The 17,253-nt window shown below is 70.4% G+C and carries 14 protein-coding genes; 9 read left to right on the forward strand and 5 right to left on the reverse strand.

The annotated features are described in order from the left end of the window. Position 1: 1 nt before the first annotated feature. The gene (locus tag AB0K11_RS01040; RefSeq protein WP_364971510.1) at positions 2 to 799 is read right to left on the reverse strand and encodes an SDR family oxidoreductase; all 798 of its coding nucleotides are present in this window, start codon (positions 797 to 799) and stop codon (positions 2 to 4) included. Positions 800 to 1,121: 322 nt separating this feature from the next. On the opposite strand from AB0K11_RS01040, the gene AB0K11_RS01045 reads away from it, so the two are divergent. Continuing rightward, positions 1,122 to 1,916: a TetR/AcrR family transcriptional regulator gene (locus AB0K11_RS01045; protein ID WP_364971511.1), complete on the forward strand. Its 795-nt coding sequence runs from the start codon at positions 1,122 to 1,124 to the stop codon at positions 1,914 to 1,916. Positions 1,917 to 1,948: 32 nt separating this feature from the next. Here AB0K11_RS01045 and AB0K11_RS01050 read toward each other — a convergent pair whose 3' ends face one another. From AB0K11_RS01050 to AB0K11_RS01060, 3 genes are all read right to left on the reverse strand, one after another. Then, complete coding sequence (locus tag AB0K11_RS01050) at positions 1,949 to 3,124, reverse strand: thiolase family protein (RefSeq protein WP_364971512.1); 1,176 nt, start codon at positions 3,122 to 3,124, stop codon at positions 1,949 to 1,951. A 78-nt stretch (positions 3,125 to 3,202) separates the two neighbouring features. Next, complete coding sequence (locus AB0K11_RS01055; protein ID WP_364971513.1) at positions 3,203 to 4,096, reverse strand: enoyl-CoA hydratase/isomerase family protein; 894 nt, start codon at positions 4,094 to 4,096, stop codon at positions 3,203 to 3,205. Then, complete coding sequence (locus AB0K11_RS01060) at positions 4,093 to 4,929, reverse strand: GntR family transcriptional regulator (RefSeq protein ID WP_364971514.1); 837 nt, start codon at positions 4,927 to 4,929, stop codon at positions 4,093 to 4,095. The genes AB0K11_RS01055 and AB0K11_RS01060 overlap by 4 nt, the downstream gene beginning before the upstream one ends. A 120-nt stretch (positions 4,930 to 5,049) precedes the next feature. On the opposite strand from AB0K11_RS01060, the gene AB0K11_RS01065 reads away from it, so the two are divergent. Genes AB0K11_RS01065 through AB0K11_RS01095 form a run of 7 tightly spaced genes read left to right on the forward strand, consistent with a single transcriptional unit; the run spans position 5,050 to position 13,230 of the window. Then, positions 5,050 to 5,865, forward strand: coding sequence for an enoyl-CoA hydratase-related protein (locus AB0K11_RS01065; RefSeq protein WP_364971515.1), 816 nt, complete (start codon positions 5,050 to 5,052; stop codon positions 5,863 to 5,865). Positions 5,866 to 5,888: 23 nt separating this feature from the next. Then, positions 5,889 to 6,701 carry an enoyl-CoA hydratase/isomerase family protein gene (locus AB0K11_RS01070; RefSeq protein WP_364971516.1) on the forward strand — a complete coding sequence of 271 codons (813 nt, stop codon included), beginning with the start codon at positions 5,889 to 5,891 and terminating at the stop codon, positions 6,699 to 6,701. Next, positions 6,698 to 7,492 (forward strand): enoyl-CoA hydratase/isomerase family protein, encoded by a 795-nt coding sequence (locus tag AB0K11_RS01075; protein WP_364971517.1) that lies wholly within the window; start codon positions 6,698 to 6,700, stop codon positions 7,490 to 7,492. The genes AB0K11_RS01070 and AB0K11_RS01075 overlap by 4 nt, the downstream gene beginning before the upstream one ends. Continuing rightward, positions 7,493 to 8,995, forward strand: coding sequence for an AMP-binding protein (locus tag AB0K11_RS01080; protein ID WP_364971518.1), 1,503 nt, complete (start codon positions 7,493 to 7,495; stop codon positions 8,993 to 8,995). It begins immediately after the preceding gene. After that, positions 8,985 to 10,550 carry a class I adenylate-forming enzyme family protein gene (locus AB0K11_RS01085; RefSeq protein WP_364971519.1) on the forward strand — a complete coding sequence of 522 codons (1,566 nt, stop codon included), beginning with the start codon at positions 8,985 to 8,987 and terminating at the stop codon, positions 10,548 to 10,550. The genes AB0K11_RS01080 and AB0K11_RS01085 overlap by 11 nt, the downstream gene beginning before the upstream one ends. After that, positions 10,547 to 12,106 (forward strand): class I adenylate-forming enzyme family protein, encoded by a 1,560-nt coding sequence (locus tag AB0K11_RS01090; RefSeq protein ID WP_364971521.1) that lies wholly within the window; start codon positions 10,547 to 10,549, stop codon positions 12,104 to 12,106. Before AB0K11_RS01085 ends, AB0K11_RS01090 begins: the two co-directional genes overlap by 4 nt. Then, a complete protein-coding gene (locus tag AB0K11_RS01095) occupies positions 12,103 to 13,230 on the forward strand; it encodes an NDMA-dependent alcohol dehydrogenase (RefSeq protein ID WP_364971522.1) in 1,128 nt (375 codons plus the stop codon). Before AB0K11_RS01090 ends, AB0K11_RS01095 begins: the two co-directional genes overlap by 4 nt. Positions 13,231 to 13,245: 15 nt before the next feature. Here AB0K11_RS01095 and AB0K11_RS01100 read toward each other — a convergent pair whose 3' ends face one another. Continuing rightward, positions 13,246 to 14,274 carry an alpha/beta hydrolase family protein gene (locus AB0K11_RS01100; RefSeq protein ID WP_364971523.1) on the reverse strand — a complete coding sequence of 343 codons (1,029 nt, stop codon included), beginning with the start codon at positions 14,272 to 14,274 and terminating at the stop codon, positions 13,246 to 13,248. A gap of 349 nt (positions 14,275 to 14,623) precedes the next feature. On the opposite strand from AB0K11_RS01100, the gene AB0K11_RS01105 reads away from it, so the two are divergent. After that, a complete protein-coding gene (locus AB0K11_RS01105) occupies positions 14,624 to 17,251 on the forward strand; it encodes an AAA family ATPase (protein WP_364971524.1) in 2,628 nt (875 codons plus the stop codon). Positions 17,252 to 17,253: the final 2 nt, after the last annotated feature.

The raw sequence follows: 17,253 nt of genomic DNA on the forward strand, positions 1-17,253 counted from the left end.
TCTACGTGAAGTCGCTGCCGCCGTCGACGTTGATGTTCGCGCCGGTCATGTAGGAGTTGCGCCGCGATGCCAGAAACGCTGCCACCGGCCCGACTTCGTCCGGCAGCCCCGCACGTGGCAGGTGGGCGGGGTGGCCGAAGTGCTGGTCGATCGCGGTCATCAGGGCGTACGGGTCGGCACCGTCGACACCGACCGTCGAAGCCCAGCCGCGCAGCGCCTCGGTCGCGATGCTGCCCGGCGAGACCACGTTGACCATGATCTCGTCCTTGGCCAGCAGCAGGGACAGATTCTTCGAAATGCTCGTCACCATCGCCTTGGCTGCGGTGTAGGCGGGCAGGATGACGGTCTGCCGCTGCGTGGAGTGCGCGGAGAAGTTCACGATCCTGGCCCATTCGGCGCGCCGCAGCAACGGCAGCGCCGACCGGACGCAGTGCACCATGCCCATCGCGCCCTGGTCGACCGCCTCCCGCCACTGCGCGTCGGTCAGCTCCTCGAACGTGCCCCGCACGGTCGGCCCGACCGCGTTGATCAGCACGTTGAGGCCGCCGCCCCAGCGCTGCGCCACCGCCTCGAAGATGCGGCCGACGGCGTCGGTGTCACAGACGTCGCCGGCGAGGGCGACCGCATCGGGGCTGCCCAGCTCGGTCAGCTGCGAAACCGCGCGGTCCAGCGCGGCGGCCGTGCGGCCCACCACCGCGACTCTCGCGCCGTCGGCGGCCATGCACCGGGCGGTCGCCAGGCCCATGCCGCTGCCGCCACCGACCACCACCGCCGTCGCACCGGCGAAGCCGAGATCCACCGCCGTTCACCGCCTCCGGTCGCGCGCCGCCGGCAACGCAGGTCGCGGCGGCGGGTCCCGGCGCACGCGCCGGGCACTGTGTCAAAAACCTTACTAGAGCACTTACGGTAGCGAGATTGGAACACGTTCACCCGGGTCGTGCACGAGCCGTCCGCGGGCGGCGCCGCGGCGGGCCGGCGCGCGACGGGAAGGCGACCGGTAAGGTCGACGGTTACGCTCGGACGGCGACACGCAGGCGTACTCGCAGCTCAGGCGGTGGGGACGGGTAGATTCACGTCGACCGACCCGGTGCCGAGGGCTGCATGCGCAGCGTCGATGTGTGATGGAGGTGCCCCTCGTGGCAAAGCAGGCGACGGCGGAGAAGCGTCAGCGACGTGAACGGGGTTCGATCAATCCCGAGGACATCATCAGCGGTGCTTTCGAACTCGCCGAACAGGTGTCGATCGACAACCTCAGCATGCCGCTGCTCGGTAAGCATCTGGGCGTGGGTGTCACGAGCATCTACTGGTACTTCCGCAAGAAGGACGACCTGCTCAACGCGATGACCGACCGCGCGCTGCGCCAGATCGTGTTCGAGGCGCCCTATGTCGAGGCGACCAACTGGCGTGAGTCGCTGCACAGTCACGCCCACAACATGCGCACGACGTTCCTGGCCAGTCCCATCCTCTGCGACCTGGTGCTGATCCGCGGCGCGCTGAGTCCCAAGGTGCGCAGGCTCGGCGTCCAGCAGATGGAGAAGGCCATCGCCGAACTCGTCGAGGTCGGGCTGTCCGCGCAGGACGCGTTCGACACCTACTCGGCGGTGTCGGTGCACGTCCGGGGATCGGTGGTGCTCGAACGTCTGTCGCAGAAGACCCGCGAGCTGCACGAGGGCAGCGGCGGCTTCGACGAACCGTCGGCCATCGACCCGGACGCCACTCCGCTGATCGCCGAGCTGACGGCCAAGGGCCACCGGATCGGGGTGGCCGACGAGACGAACTTCGAGTACGGCCTGAACTGCATCCTCGACAACGCCGGCCGGCTGATCGACCAGGGCCGCCGGCCCGCGCGCAAGGCGGCCAAGTCGACCGCCAAGGCCGCGGCCCCGCGCCGCAAGGCCCCGGCGCGGCGCGCCTGACGGACGGCCCGGCGCGGCCTCAGACCGCGAGGTCAGACCTCGATGACGACCGCGCCACCCTGACCGCCGCCCGCGCACATCGCCGCCACTCCGATCCCGCCGCCGCGCCGCTGCAGCTCGTAGACGAGGGTGGTGACCATGCGCGCCCCCGACGCGGCGATGGGATGGCCGAGGCTGCAACCACTTCCGGAGAAGTTCACCCTCTCCTCGTCCAGCCCGTACTCGCGGCACGCCGCGATCGGCACCGACGCGAACGCCTCGTTGATCTCCCACAGCGTCACGTCGCCCGGTGACAATCCGGCCCGCTGCAACACCTTTCCGATCACCTTCACGGCGCCGAGGCCGGTGTCGCGCGGCGCGACGCCCGCAGCGGCCCACGCCCGCACCGTCGCCAGCACGGCGAGGTTCTCCGAGGCCGCGTAGTCCGCGTCGACCAGGGCCACCGCGGCGGCCGCGTCGTTGGTGCCGCTGCTGTTGCCCGCGGTGATCGAGAAGCCCTCGATCTCCGGGTGCAACACCTTGAGGCCGGCGAGCTTCTCGACGGTGGTGTCACGACGCGGGTGTTCGTCAACGCTGAAGTCGACGAACGAGCCGTCGGCCTGCGTGACCTTCAGCGAGACGATCTCGTCGAGGAACTTCCCGGCGTCCATCGCGGCGATGGCGCGCTGGTGCGACCGCGCGGCCCAGGCGTCCATCTCCTCGCGGGTGATGCCGACCGCCTGTGCGGTGTTCCAGCCGACAGTGATCGACATGTCCTTGGCCGGCGCGTCGGGGGTCTCGACGTGCGTCGGCGGCATCCACCGCTCCTCGAACTTCAGCTCGGGACCGGGAATGCGCCAGTTGGTCAGCGGTGTCATCGACAGCGACTGCACGCCGCCGGCGACCAGCGCCCGCTCCATCCCGGAGCCGATCTGGGCCGATGCATTGCCGATCGCGGTGAGGCTGCCCGCACAGTGCCGGTTCACCGACTGCCCCGGCACCTGCTCCATCCCGGTGGCGGTGGCGGCGTACCGGGCGAGATCGCCTCCGCCGTAGTGCGACTCGGCGAAGATGATGTCGTCGAACGCCGCCGGATCGACGCCGGACCGCCGCACCACCTCGGGCAGCACGGTGGTGATGAGGGTCTCGGGCGGCGTGTTGACCAGCGTGCCCTTGAACGATCGGCCGATGGCCGTACGGGTCGCGCCGACGATGACGGGTGTGCCCATGGTGTCGAACCTCGGTGTGTCGGGCCGCCGCAGCGGCGATACTTGACACAAAAGGTATCAGGTGTAACGGGGACCGTTCTAGTCCGTGTCCGGTTCCGGGACGTGGAAGTGCTCGTCACGCAGCCGGAACGCCTCCTTCGTGCCGTGCTCGGCGCGAGTCTTCACGAAGTTGAACTCGCCGGGCGCGAACTGCAGGTTCGTGCCGTAGGCGTGGAAGAGGTAGCTCGCCACCTCCTCGCCCTGGTAGGCCTGGCTCTGATCGACCAGCCGGAACGCCTCCTTGGCGATGACCACGCCGTCGGCGGGCATCTTGGCCGCCTTCTCCGCCCAGTACCGTGCCCGCGCGGTGACGGCGGTCGCCGCGCACGTCTCGGTGAAAACGCCCAGGTGCTCGACCGCGCCCGCCTCGATGATGTCGCCGGTGAGCAACATCCGGCGGGCCAGCACCGGCCCGAGGCGGTGGAAGAACATGTGCAGGCTGCCCAGCGCCGGTCCGAGGAAGCGGGTGGCGGGCATCCCGATCCTGGTGTCGCGGGCGATCACCGAGATGTCGGTCATCAACGCCATCTCGAACCCGCCGCCGAGCGCGTACCCGCTGATCTCACCGACGGTGACCTTCGGGAAGCCCATCAGGTTGTGGTAAAAGCCGAACGATTTGCGGTCGACGGTCAGCCGCCGGCGCTGACTCGGCCTGCGTGTGGCGCGCTCGTCCGCCGGTGAGCTCGCGCCGTACCACCCGTAGGCGTTGTTCATGTCCGCGCCGGTGGAGAAGACTCCCTCCGCTCCGCGCAGCAGCACCACCGTGAGGTCGTCGTCCTCGGCCACCCGGTCCAGGCAGCGGGCGAGCGCGTCGCGCATCGTCGCGTCGTAGGAATTCCGCTGCGCGGGATTGTTCAGCGTGATGGTGGCGATCCGCTTCTCCTGGTCGGCCTCGAACAGCACCCGGTCGTCTCCTGCATCCGACGTCGTCATCGACCGGACTCCTCTCGTGTGCGTGTGGCCGGTCGATGGCGACCCTCGCCGCCGGCGTAGAGCCCGAAGTGCTCGTCGGCGATCAACCTCGCCTCGATGGTCCTGTCCCTGCCGTACGCCAGCGTGTTCCGCCGGGCGGCGGCCAGGTGATTCCCGGCGAGGCGCTCGGCCCGCGCGGCATCGCCGTCGACGATGGCGTCGAGCAGCCGCTGGTGATCGCGCAGCGCCGCGCGCATGGTCCGCCGCGCCACCGATCCTTGGCCGTCGTCGCTCCACACCGCCGACTCGTGCGCCGACCAGATGAGTTCGAGCGATCCGATAAGCAGGATCATCGGCTCGTTGCCGCACCGCGCGACGAGGGCTTCGTGAAACCGCCGCGCGTTGGGCACGTAGCGCGACACGTCTTCGAATTGCGCGCTCTGCCTGTCGATCTCGGCTTGCAGGTAGGGCACCACCTCGGTCAGCCGGTCGTCACGGGTGGCGCACATCCCGGCACAGATCGGCTCGAGATGCGTGAGCGCGCCGCTGACGTCGGCGGGCGTCGCGGCTCGTGACTGCAGCACCATGCTGATCATGTGCGCGGTCCGCTCGGCGGACGGCAGATGCACCACCGCGCCACCGACGTTGCCCCGGCGCACCGATATCAGACCGTCGGCCTCCAGCATGTGGATCGCCTCGCGCAGCGCGGGCGGGCTCACCCCGAACTCACCGAAGAGCTGCTCCTGACTCGGCAGCACGTCGCCCTCCCGCAGCCGTCCGGACAGGATGTCGTGGCGCAGCCGGGACGCCACGATCTCGGCGACCCGCGGCTGGCGTATGCGTGACACGACCACCTGCCCACATCCCGTCCGTCGTCGGTTCCGTCGAGGCGCTTTCCTTGCTAACTTGTACAAGATAGTAATTGTATTGGCTACTGTAGGGCTAACCGTAAGTTTTCGGAGAGGCGGGGCGCGGTGAGTCCAGACGGTGGCACCCCGGCCGAGGGCGCGGTCCGGGTGGAACACTCCGGCGCCGTCCTGCGCATCACCATCGAGCGGCCGTCCCGGCGGAATTCGCTCAGCCACTCGATGGTGGACACCCTGGTCGACACCCTGACCCGTGCGGCGACCGACGACGCCCTGCGCGCCATCCACCTCACCGGCGCAGGCGCGGACTTCTGCACGGGCGCGGACTGGGTCGCGACGAACGAGTCCTCGACGCGACCGCGGACCGGCGACCTGGTCCGGCGTATCCCGCACACCGCGAACCGGGTGATCGAACTCCTGCACGGCATTCATCTGCCGGTCGTGTGCAGCGTGCGGGGATGGGCCGTCGGCCTCGGTTGCAATCTCTCCCTGGCGGCCGACTTCACCGTCGCCGCCGAGGACGCCACGTTCTGGGAACCCTTCGTCACCCGCGGCTTCTCGCCCGACTCCGGTGCCACCTGGCTGCTCCCCCGCCTGGTCGGCCTGGCCAGGGCCAGGCGCATGCTGCTGCTCGGCGAGAAGGTCGGCGGCACCGACGCGGCGCAATGGGGCATGATCCACCAGGCGGTTCCGCCCGCGGACCTGGACGACGCCGTCGAGGATCTCCTGGCCAGGCTCACCGCCGGGCCGACGGTGGCGATCGGGCTGGCCAAGCAGGCACTGGGCGCCGCCGGGTCCACCGGGCTCGGCGAGGCCATGACCCGCGAGCTCCATCACCTCGAACTCGCCTGCCGCACAGCTGACTTCAAGGAGGGGCTGGCGGCGTTCCGGGAACGACGTGACCCGGAGTTCCGCGGCCGATGACCACCACCCAGGAAGGGACACCCATGTCCGGCAGGTCCTACGACGACATCGGATACGAGGTCGACGGACACACGGCGACGATCACCCTCGACCGCCCCAAGGCACTCAACGCGTTGAGCCCGCACATGATCGCCGAACTCCGCTCGGCATACCAGGAGGCGGAGAACGACGACGAGGTGTGGCTGCTCATCGTGACGGGCACCGGACGGGGGTTCTGCACCGGCGCCGACGTCACCGAGATCCCGGAGGACGGCCGGGTGATCTACGAGCGGCCCTATTTGTCCACCTACGACCAGTGGGAGGCGCCGCAGGAGGGCACGCCGCCGTTCCGCACCATGGCCAAACCGGTGATCGCCGCCATCAACGGATTGTGTTGCGGCGCAGGACTCGACTGGGTCACCACCGGCGACATCGTGATCGCCTCCGACCAGGCCACCTTCTTCGACCCGCACGTCAGCATCGGCCTGGTCGCCGGGCGCGAGATGGTGCGGCTGGCCCGGGTGCTGCCGCGGAACATCGCGCTGCGCGTCGCGCTGATGGGCAAGCACGAGCGGATGAGCGCCCAGCGCGCCTACGAACTCGGCATGATCAGCGAGGTCGTCGAGCACGACCGGCTCCTCGAACGCGCGCACGAGATCGCCGACATCGTGAACTCCAACGCGCCGCTGGCGGTGCGCGGCACCCGGTTGGCGATCCACAAGACGCTCGACCTGCCGCTGCACGAGGCGGAGATCCTCGCCGAGACCTTCCGTGAACGCGTGGTGCGCACCGAGGACGCCGTCGAGGGGCCGAAGGCGTTCACCGAGAAGCGGAAACCGAATTGGCAGTGCCGATGACGGCGTCGTCGGACTTCGAGACGATCCTGCTCGACGTCGATGCGGGCGACCACGTCGCCACCATCACGCTGAACCGGCCCGAGCGGCTCAACGCCTTCGACCGGACGATGTGCGAGGAGATGGCGCGTGCCTGGCGCACGGTCAAGCTCGACGATTCCGTGCACGCGGTCGTGCTGCGCGCCGCGGGCGAACGCGCGTTCTCCGCGGGGCTGGACATCAAGAGCTCCTACGGACAACCCGACAACGTCTGGAACCACGAGGATCCCGGCGAACTGCTCAGCCCCAAGTGGCAGAAGATGTGGAAGCCGGTGGTCTGCGCGGTGCAGGGAATGTGCACCGCAGGCGCGTTCTACTTCGTCAACGAGGCCGACGTGGTGATCTGCTCGACCGATGCCACCTTCTTCGACTCCCACGTCACCGCGGGCCTGGTGTGCGCACTCGAGCCGATCGGCCTGATGCGCAAGGTGGGCCTCGGCGAGACGCTGCGCATCGCGCTGATGGGCAACGACGAACGGGTGGCCGCGCATACCGCCCTGCGGATCGGACTCGTGACCGAAGTGGTCGACGCCGCCGACCTCTGGTCGCGCGCCCACGACATCGCCGCCACCATCGCCACCAAGCCGCCGTCGGCGACCCAGGGCACCGTCAAGGCCATCTGGGAATCGCTCGACCGGCCCTACCGGGCGGCGATGGAACAGGGCCTGATCTACACCCGCCTCGGCAATCCGCTCGGCACCGCCGAATTGGCCGCCCGCGGGTCCGTACCCACCCGCGCGCCCCGAGTGCGCTAGATGCCCCACCCGCTCAGCAGACGGATCGACGACGTGCTCGCCCTGCAGGCCGAGTCCGGCGCCGTGGAGTTCGACCGTCAGTGGGTCAGCCGGGGGCACCTGCGCGACGCCGCCCGCGGCATCGGCACCCTCGTCACCGAGCACACCGCGGAGCGCCCCGCACAGGTCGGAGTGCTGTTGCGCAATCGCCCCGTGCATGTCGCCGCGCTGCTCGGCGTCCTGATGTGCGAGGCGACGGTCGTGGTGATCAACCCGTCCCGCGGCGACGAACGCACCCACTCCGACATCGCCGCGCTCGCCCTGCCCGTCGTGATCGGCGAGACCGCTGACCTGTCGGCGCTGGTGGCCCCCGCGCCGCACACCACGCTCGTCGAGCTGACCGGCGTGGACACCGCGCCGAGGGTCGCCGCGGCGGAGATGGCCGGCGCCACCTGCGGAACGCGGCCGGGCGTCGCGGTGCGGATGCTCACCAGCGGCACCACCGGCCCACCGAAGCGCGTCGACCTCGGCTACGACATGCTGGCGCACAGCGTGATCGGCGCGGACTTCGAGACGGCGGATGCACCCACCGCACCGCGCAGCGGCGTCGCGATCGTCAACTCCCCCCTGGTGCACATCGGCGGCGTCTTCCGGGTGTTGTCGTGTATCGCCGAGGCCCGGCCGTTCGTGCTGCTCGAGCGCTTCGACCTGGAGCGCTGGGCCGACGCCGTGCGGCGCCACCGGCCGAGGGCCGCCTCGCTGGTGCCCGCCGCGCTGCGCATGGTGCTGCACTCCGATCTGCAGCGCGACGACCTCAGCAGCCTGCAGGTGGTCACCTCGGGCACCGCGCCGCTGTCGGCCGACGACGCCGACGCCTTCACCGAGCGATTCGGTGTCCCGGTGCTGACGTCCTACGCCGCCACCGAGTTCGGTGGCGGCGTGGCCGGCTGGACGCTGGCCGACCACCGGCGATTCTGGGCGGCCAAGCGCGGCAGCGTCGGCCGCGCGAATACTGGCGCGCAGCTGCGAGTCGTCGGTGACGACGGCACCGCCCTTGCCCCCGGCGAGCCCGGGGTCCTCGAGGTCAGACCGGCGCAGCTCGGTCCCCGTGCCGAGTGGGTGCGCACCACGGACCTCGCCCGTATCGACGCCGACGGGTTCCTGTGGATACTCGGGCGGGCCGACCAGGCGATCATCCGTGGCGGCTTCAAGGTGATGCCCGAGGATGTGCGCACTGCACTGGAGAGCCATCCCGACGTCGCAGGCGCTGCCGTCGTCGGCAGGCCCGACGACCGGCTCGGCGAGATCCCGGTCGCGATGGTCGAGCTGCGTCACCGGCGAGGCACCCAGGCCGCCACGCTCACGCAGTACCTGTCGGACAGGTTGGCGCGCTACGAGATCCCCTCTGAGATCGCGGTGGTGGACTCGATCCCGCGCACGCCGTCGGGCAAGGCCGACCTCGGCGCCGTCCGCCGCTTCTTCGACCCGCCCGCAGGCAGCACCGGGGTCGACGATGGCGGTTGACCCGAAGACGCTGCCCGCGCTGCTGCGGCGCCAGAGCCGGGTGCGCGGGACACACCCGGTGGTGGTCTGCGACGACGACCGGCTGACCTACGCCGACGCCGCTCACCGGTCGGCCCGGCTGAGCCGCGGACTCATCGCGCTCGGGGCAGGCAAGGGCACCCACGTCGGCGTCCTGTACCCGAACGGGCCCTCCTTCGTCGTCGCCACGCTGGCCGCCGCTCGCATCGGTGCGACCGTGGTGCCGTTCTCCACCTTCGTCACCGCCCGCGAACTCGGCGATCAACTGCGTCACAGCGACGTCGAGATCCTGCTGTCCGCGACGGCGTACCGGTCGCACGACTACCGGGAACGGCTCAGCGCGGTGTTGACCGCCGAACCAGCCGGCTCGACTACGGAGGTGTTCGACCCCGCGGTCCCCAACCTCCGGCACGCGGTCTTCGGCCTGCACTCGCTGGACGCCTCCGCCGAGGAGGTGGACGACGCGCTGCTGACGGCGATGGAGGACGACGTCGACGGAAGCGATCCGCTGGCGATCGTGTACACCTCGGGATCGACCGGTGCCCCCAAAGGTGCCGTGCACACCCACGACGCGCTGCTCGGCCACCAGCGCAACCTCAACGCGATCCGCCGCTACACCGCCGACGACACGCTGTTCTGCAACTCGCCGTTCTTCTGGATCGGCGGCTTCGCCTTCGCCCTGCTGGCCACCATGGCGACCGGCGCCACCCTGCTGTGCTCCAACGCCGAGGACTCCGGCGCCGTCCTCGATCTGCTCGAGCGCGAATCGCCCACGCTGACCAACGGTTTCGCCGCCGGAGTAGCCCACCTGACCCGGCATCCGAGCTTCGCAGACCGCGACCTCTCGGCGATGATCCGGGGCAACCTCTACCCGATCATGGCCCACGAAGCCCGGCCCGCCGACCCCGAACTGCGCCACAACATGCTCGGCATGACCGAGGCCGGCGGCGTCGTGCTGCTCAGCGGCGATGACACCGACCAACCCGAACACCGCCGCGGTTCCTTCGGCAGGCCGGCGCCCGGATTCGACATCCGGGTGGTCGATCCCGACACGGCCGCGGCCGTCGGCACCGGCCAATCCGGCGAGCTGTGGATCCGCGGGCCCTACCTGATGCAGCACTACCACCGCCGTAGCCGGGAGGACAGCTTCGAGCCCGACGGCTGGTTCCGCACCGGCGACCTGGTGCGCACAGACACCGAGGGATTCGTCTACTACCTCGGCCGTCTCGGGGCGATGATCAAGACCGCGGGTGCGAACGTCGCACCGGCAGAGGTCGAACGGGCGATCGCCAGGGTCACCGGCGTGCCCGCGCACGTGATCGGCATCCCCGATGCCGACCGCGGCCAACTCGTCGCCGCCGTGCTCACCCCCGACCCGGGTGTCGAGGTCGACGAGACCGGCCTCGCGCGCCGGCTGACCGCCGAATTGTCCAGCTACAAGATCCCGCGTCGAATCGTGGTGCTGCCCCGCGGCGAGCTGCCGATGCTGCCGAGCGGCAAGGTCGACATCAGCGGTCTTGCGGAACTCTTCCAGTGACACAGACGATCGACCGCGTGCTGCGCGGCCACGCAGGCGAGCACCCCGACAGGCCCGCGGTGATCGACCCGACCACCCGCATCACCTACGCCGAACTCGACCATGACGCAGCCGAACTCGCACGAGTATTCGTCCTGGCCGGTGTCACCAAGGGCACCCGCGTCGGGCTGATCATGCCCAACAGCGCGCGCTGGGTCACCCTTGCCGCGGCACTGACCCGGGTCGGAGCGGTCCTCGTACCGTTGAGCACGCTGCTGAAAGCGCCCGAACTGGTCGCCCAGCTGCGCACCGCGGCCGTACAGCTCCTCGTCGCGGTCGAGGAGTTCCGCGGCCACCGCTACCTGGACGGGCTCCGGTCGGAAGTCGGCCTGCCGGTGGACCTGGACGGCCCGCTGCGGTCAACGGAACTGCCTGCGCTGCGCAGCATCTGGACCATCGACCGACTCGACGAGGCCGACGACGCCACGGGGCGCGCGACGAGCATGGTGGCGGCCATGGCCGGTGCCGTCGAGCCGAGCGACCCGCTGGTGATCCTGTTCACCTCGGGCAGCAGCGGCGCCCCCAAGGCGGTCATCCACTCGCACGGCAACGCCATCGCCGCCGCGAGTTCCGGGCTGGCAGCCAGGTGCATCGGCGCCGACACCCGGCTCTACCTGCCGATGCCGTTCTTCTGGGTGGGCGGATTCGGCAGCGGCGTCGTCTCGGCGCTGATCGCCGGCGCCACGCTGGTGACCGAGCAGATCCCCTCCCCCGAAACGACGCTGACGCTGCTGGAGTGCGAGCGCGTCACGCTCTTCCGCGGTTGGCCCGAGCAGGCGGAAGCACTGGCGCGGGCCGCGGCGGCGGGACAGGCGGACCTCTCGGCGCTGCAGCCAGGAAGCCTCGAGGCTCTGCTGCCGCCGGAGCAGCGCGCCGAGCCGGGTGCCCGTGCCCGGCTGTTCGGCATGACCGAATCCTTCGGCCCCTACAGCGGATATCCGGCCGACATCGACATGCCGCGGCCGCAATGGGGCAGCTGCGGGCGCCCGTTCGACGGGATGACCGTGCGCATCGCCGACCCGTCGACCGGTGCGGCCGTCCCGGACGGGGTGACGGGCGTGATCCAGATCCGCGGCCCGCACACCATGCGGGGCATGTGCGGGCGCAGCCGCGAGGAGCTCTTCACCCCCGACGGCTACTACCCCACCGGCGATCTCGGCCACCTCGACGACGCCGGCTTCCTCTTCTACCACGGCCGCGCCGACGACATGTTCAAGGTCAGCGGCGCCACCATCTACCCGTCGGAGGTCGAACGGGTCCTGCGCGCCGTCGACGGCGTGCGGGATGCGGTGGTCACCAACGTGCTCGACGACCGCGTCGGGGCCGCCGTGGTGTGCGACCCTTCCACGACCACCGTCGCGCTACTCACCGCAGCGGTCCGAAAGTCGTTGAGCGCATTCAAAGTACCGACCGTGTGGGTGTTACTGGACTCCGACGACGCGATACCCCGCCTGGCGTCGGGCAAGGTCGACGTGCGGGGACTACGAACGCTCCTGGAGAGTGAGGCGGCCACATGAGGACAAAGGGCGCACTGCTGTGGGATTTCCACCAGCCGTGGTCGGTCGAGCAGATCGACATCGGCGACCCCCGTGTGGGGGAGGTGAAGGTCCGGTTGGAGACCGCCGGCTTGTGCCACTCCGACCACCACCTCGTCACCGGCGACATCCCGGCGGCGGGCTTTCCGATCCTCGGCGGACACGAGGGCGCCGGCGTGGTCATCGAAACCGGCCCCGGGGTGTCCGATCTCGCGGTCGGCGACCACGTGGTGATGTCGTTCATCCCGTCGTGCGGCACGTGCCCGCCGTGCCGGAGCGGACTGCGCAACCTGTGCGATCTCGGCGCCGGCCTGCTGTCGGGGGCATCGGTGTCCGACGGCACCTTCCGCATCCAGGCGGGCGGCACGGACGTGACCGCGATGTCGCTGCTCGGCACGTTCGCGCCCTACGTCGTGGTGCACCGCAGCTCGGTGGTGCCGATCGACCCCGCGATCCCGTTCGAGGTGGCCTGCCTGGTCGGCTGCGGTGTGACGACGGGATACGGCTCGGCCGTCCACACCGCCGAGGTGCGGCCGGGTGAGGACGTGGCGATCGTCGGCGTCGGCGGTGTGGGAACGGCGGCGCTGCAGGCCACGGTGCTGTCGGGTGCGCGCAGGATCTTCGCGGTGGACCCGGTGGAGTGGAAGCGGGATCAGGCGCGGCGCTTCGGCGCCACACACACCTATCCGGATCTGGTGTCCGCGGCGGCAGGCATCGCGGAGGCGACCGAGGGGGTGATGTGCCGCAAGGTGATCGTCACGGTCGGACGTGCCGACGGCGCGGACGTCGACTCGTGGCTCGCGCTCACGGCCAAGGCAGGCACGTGCGTGGTCACCGCGATGGGCAATGTGCTGGCGAACGACGTCACGATGAACGTCGCAGGCCTGACCCTGCTGCAGAAGAGTCTGCGGGGCAGCATCTTCGGCGGGGCCAACCCGCAGCACGACATCCCTGAGGTGCTCGCCCTCTACCGCGCGGGCCGCCTGGACCTCGACGCGATGGTCACGCGCGAGTACCCGCTCGAACAGATCAACGAGGGCTACCGCGACATGCTCGAGGGCCGCAACATCCGCGGCGTCATCCGGTTCACCGACGCGGACTGGTGACGCCCTCGCGCGGTCTCATGCCAGGGCGGGTCCGATGGTGGTGTTCCAGGACTCCTGCATCTCGGACTCGAACAGACCCCAGGTGTGGGAGCCGTCGGGCCGGACGATGTAGGTGATCGGCACACCGGCGGCGGCAGCCGCGTCGGCGAAGATCCGGGTGCTGTCGAACACGACGCGCTCGATGAATCCGCCGGTGATGTTCGGTCCGAATCCCGGTGGGAGCCGGTCGACGGCGCCCACGCCGCCGCTGGCCGAGGCGGCGACGTAGATCGCGGTGCCCTTGAGCTTGGCGACATTGCGGGTCGGGTCGTGGGCGATCCACTCCGGTCCGCCCGGGGGACCCCACATGGCCTCGGCGCTCTGCCCGCCGCTGCCCAGCGTCAGCGACACCTGCTGGACGTTGTCAGCGGGGTTGAGCAGACCGCTGTAGGACCCGACCGCCTGGAACACCCCCGGGGCCTGCACGGCGTAGTCCAGCGCGGTGCCACCGGTGCTCGACAGGCCACCGACGGCGTTGCGGCCGTTGGTGGCGTACTCGGCGTCGATGAGCGGGGGCAGTTCCCGGGTCATGTAGGTCTGGTACTGCTTGCCCGGATCGCTGACCCAGTTGGTCCACCAGCTGAACTGCCCGCCCAGCGGGGAGACGACGTTGACGTTGCGGTCGGCGAAGAAGCCCTGGATGTCGGTCATGCCGAACCAGCTCTTGGCGCCGGGGGCGATGCCGCCACCGGCGATGTCGTCGCCGCCGTCGATGCCGGGCAGCAGATAGAACGCCGGCGCACCGGCTTTCGGCGCCTTGAACACGTCGTTGACGATCACCTTGTTCATCGACGGCGAGAAGACCGAGACCTTGTCCCACCGCTCGTTGACATGCTCGACACCGGTGATGTGCGCACCACCAGGCGCGGGCTGGCCGTCGGCGGTCGGGGCGAGAAGCAGTGGCAGCACGGAGGTCAGGATCACCGCCATCGCGCGCCGGAACGGTGTGGTGCAGACGCCCCGGGTGGTGTCCCCTGCGTGTCGGCGATCGGATCTCGTGTGCACTGCGCCCCTCTGGTGTCGACGTCCGGTCGTGGTCGCCGTCGACTGTGCACGATGAATCCGCGCCGCCGCATGAGGTGTTCACCGCATATTGACCGTCGGCGCCGCAGTGCTGCGACCGGGCGTCCGGCGCAGTGCCTTCCCAGGCTTCTCGCGCGCACGCGGGACGGCTGAACTAGGCTTCCGACCGCATCCTCACCCCGATGACGGTTTGCTGATGCCCGTGGTCAGCCGGCCCGCGCACTGTCGATCAGTGTGCACGGACGACCGGCCGCGGCGCATGGGGCTTCCACCCCATGTTCGCCTGTGACAGCACGGCCTCGGTTCCCGTGGCCCCGCGACGGGAGTGACCGTGGCCGCGAAGCATCGACTACTCGAGCGTGACGCGGTGCTGGCCGAACTCGATCGGCTGCAACGAGCCACCGCGCGCGGGAGTGGGCGACTGCTGTTGCTGCGCGGGGAGGCCGGTATCGGCAAGACCACCACGATCGGACGGTTCGTGGCCGGACTGGGTGGCCCGGTGCGCGTCACGCACGGCTGGTGCGATCCCGTGACGGCGCCACGACCGCTGGGCCCGCTGATCGACATGCTCGCCGACATCTCCGGTCAGCGGGCGGCCGCTCTGCGATCGGCGGTCGAAGCCGGTGACATCGAGGCGGTCTATGCGAGACTGCTCAGCCTGTTCGGTGACGAGACCTCGTGGGTGTGCGTCATCGAGGACGTGCACTGGGCCGACGGCGCCACGCTGGATCTGCTGCGCTTCCTGGCCCGCCGGGTCGAGTCGCTGCCACTGCTGCTCGTCATCACCTACCGCGACGATGAAATCGGCGACCAGCATCCGCTGGCGATACTGCTCGGCGATGTGGCGACGTCGCCCGCGGTGACCCGCATCGGATTGCAGCCGCTGAGCGTGTCGGCAGTGGGTGAGTTGTCCGCCGGGAGTGGGATCAACGCCGAGGAGTTGCACCGGCTCACCGCAGGCAATCCCTTCTACGTCACCGAGGTACTCGCAGCGGGCTCCGACGCGCTGACGCCTGAGGCGTTGCCGCGCAGCGTCTCCGAGGCGGTGTGGGGCCGGTTGGCCCGGTTGACGACAACCGGCCGCGAGACCGCGCATGCGACAGCGGTGTGCGGCCCCCGCGCCGATCCCGCTCTGGTGCAGCGGGTGTGCCCCGGGGCGGAGACCGGCCTGCCGGAATGCCTCGACGCCGGCGTTCTGGTCGCCGACGTGCACACGGTCGGCTTCCGCCACGAACTCGCCCGAAGGGCCGCTCTCGAGCAGATTCCCGCCTATCGCCGCCGGGAGTTGCACAGCCGGGCGATGACGGTCCTGGCTGAGCCGCCGACGGACCCGGATACGCTCGCCGCGCTCACCTTTCATGCCGACCAGGCCGAAGAGTACGAGGCGGTCCTCACCCACGGGCCGGCCGCAGCCGAGCGGGCGGCGTCTCTGGGGGCGAACCGTGAGGCCGCCAATCTGTACGCCTTGACGCTCCGCCACGCCGACGCTGTTCCCGACGAGCGGCGGGTGGTCTGGCTGGAGAGGCATGCGCTCAGCAGTCACCTGAGCGGACTCCCGGCCGCCGCGGTGGCCTCGTTCCGCGACGCGGCGTCGGTGCGCCACGCGCTGGGTGATCGGCTGCGCGAGGCGGACGATCTGCGCTCGCTGTCCTACATCCTGTGGTTGATGGGACGCACCTCGGAGGCCTTCGAGGCAGGCCAGGCGTCGCTGCACCTGCTCGACGATGTGCAGCCGTGTTCGGAGCTCGCCTGGTCGCTGGGGAACATGGCCGACCTCGCCGCGGGAACCTATGACTCGCGGTGCCTGGAGTATGCGACACGCGCCATCGCGGTCGGCACCGAAATCGGGGACACCGCCGTGGTGGTGCGGGCTCAGTGGGTCATCGCCGCGACCCGCGTCCAGAGGGACGGCACCGGCTGGGATGAGTTGGAGAGCGCCTGGCAACGAGTGATGACTCTCGACGATGCGTCGTTGCACGCCGGTCCGGTGGCGGCGGCGATCTGCTGGTTTGCCGCACTCCACCACCAGCTCGACCGCGCCCAGACCTACATCAGCGAGACCATCGCCTTCTGCGAGGCTCACGATCTCGGAGCCTTTCACCTGTTCGCCACGGGCGCGGCCGCTCTGGTGGCCCTGCACCGCGGCGAGTGGGCGCGTGCCCTCGCCTGCGCGGACGACGTGCTCACCCGGCCGACGCTGGCGGTGATGCACCGGACCCTGCCGCTGGTCAGCGCGGCGCTCGTGCGGGCCCGCCGCGACGAGCAGTACGCCGCCGGTCTGCTCGACGAGGCGCTGGCCGCAGGTGACCCCGAGAACCTGTTCCACGCCGGTCCGGTATGGGCGGCCCGCGCCGAAGCCGCGTGGCTCGCCGGCGACGACGAGACCGCTCGCGCGACAGCTCTCGCCGGATTGTCCGCGGCCACAGAACACACCGACCCATGGCTGGTCGGCAGCCTGCGGCGCTGGGCGCACCTGTCCGGCGGCGCGTTCGACGACGCCCCGACGCCCGACACGGTGAGTCCCTTTCGGCGGGAACTGGCCGGGGACTGGTCGACAGCCGTCGAGGAGTGGACCCGCCTCGGCTGCCCCTACGACGCGGCGGTGGCCGGACTCGGAGGTGACGTCGCCGCCGTGGAGGCGGCACTGGACACCTTCCGCCGTCTCGGCGCGCGCGCCGCCGCCCGTCGTGCGCAACAGCGGCTGGCCCAGCTGCGCGGCCGCGAGTCCGACACCCGCCGGAAGGCCACCATCGCGGATCCTCACGGGCTGACCCCGCGCGAACGCGACGTGCTCGAACTCGTCGCCGCAGGCCACAGTGACGCCGGCATCGCCGCGGAACTGTTCATCAGCCCCAAGACCGCCAACCGGCACGTCGGCGCCATCCTCGCCAAGCTCGGCGTCCGGAATCGCACGCAGGCAGCGGCCTACGCTCGCCGGAGCTCGCCGTCGTCGCCGTGACC

It is taken from the genome of Mycobacterium sp. NPDC050551, from assembly GCF_040674075.1.
Classification (GTDB): domain Bacteria; phylum Actinomycetota; class Actinomycetes; order Mycobacteriales; family Mycobacteriaceae; genus Mycobacterium.

Coding starts and splice junctions, on each gene's coding strand:
- AB0K11_RS01070 (WP_364971516.1), top strand. CDS start 5,889: ATGTCCGGCAGGTCCTACGACGACATCGGATACGAGGTCGACGGACAC.
- AB0K11_RS01080 (WP_364971518.1), top strand. CDS start 7,493: ATGCCCCACCCGCTCAGCAGACGGATCGACGACGTGCTCGCCCTGCAG.
- AB0K11_RS01045 (WP_364971511.1), top strand. CDS start 1,122: ATGGAGGTGCCCCTCGTGGCAAAGCAGGCGACGGCGGAGAAGCGTCAG.
- AB0K11_RS01095 (WP_364971522.1), top strand. CDS start 12,103: ATGAGGACAAAGGGCGCACTGCTGTGGGATTTCCACCAGCCGTGGTCG.
- AB0K11_RS01055 (WP_364971513.1), bottom strand. CDS start 4,096: ATGACGACGTCGGATGCAGGAGACGACCGGGTGCTGTTCGAGGCCGAC.
- AB0K11_RS01050 (WP_364971512.1), bottom strand. CDS start 3,124: ATGGGCACACCCGTCATCGTCGGCGCGACCCGTACGGCCATCGGCCGA.
- AB0K11_RS01075 (WP_364971517.1), top strand. CDS start 6,698: ATGACGGCGTCGTCGGACTTCGAGACGATCCTGCTCGACGTCGATGCG.
- AB0K11_RS01085 (WP_364971519.1), top strand. CDS start 8,985: ATGGCGGTTGACCCGAAGACGCTGCCCGCGCTGCTGCGGCGCCAGAGC.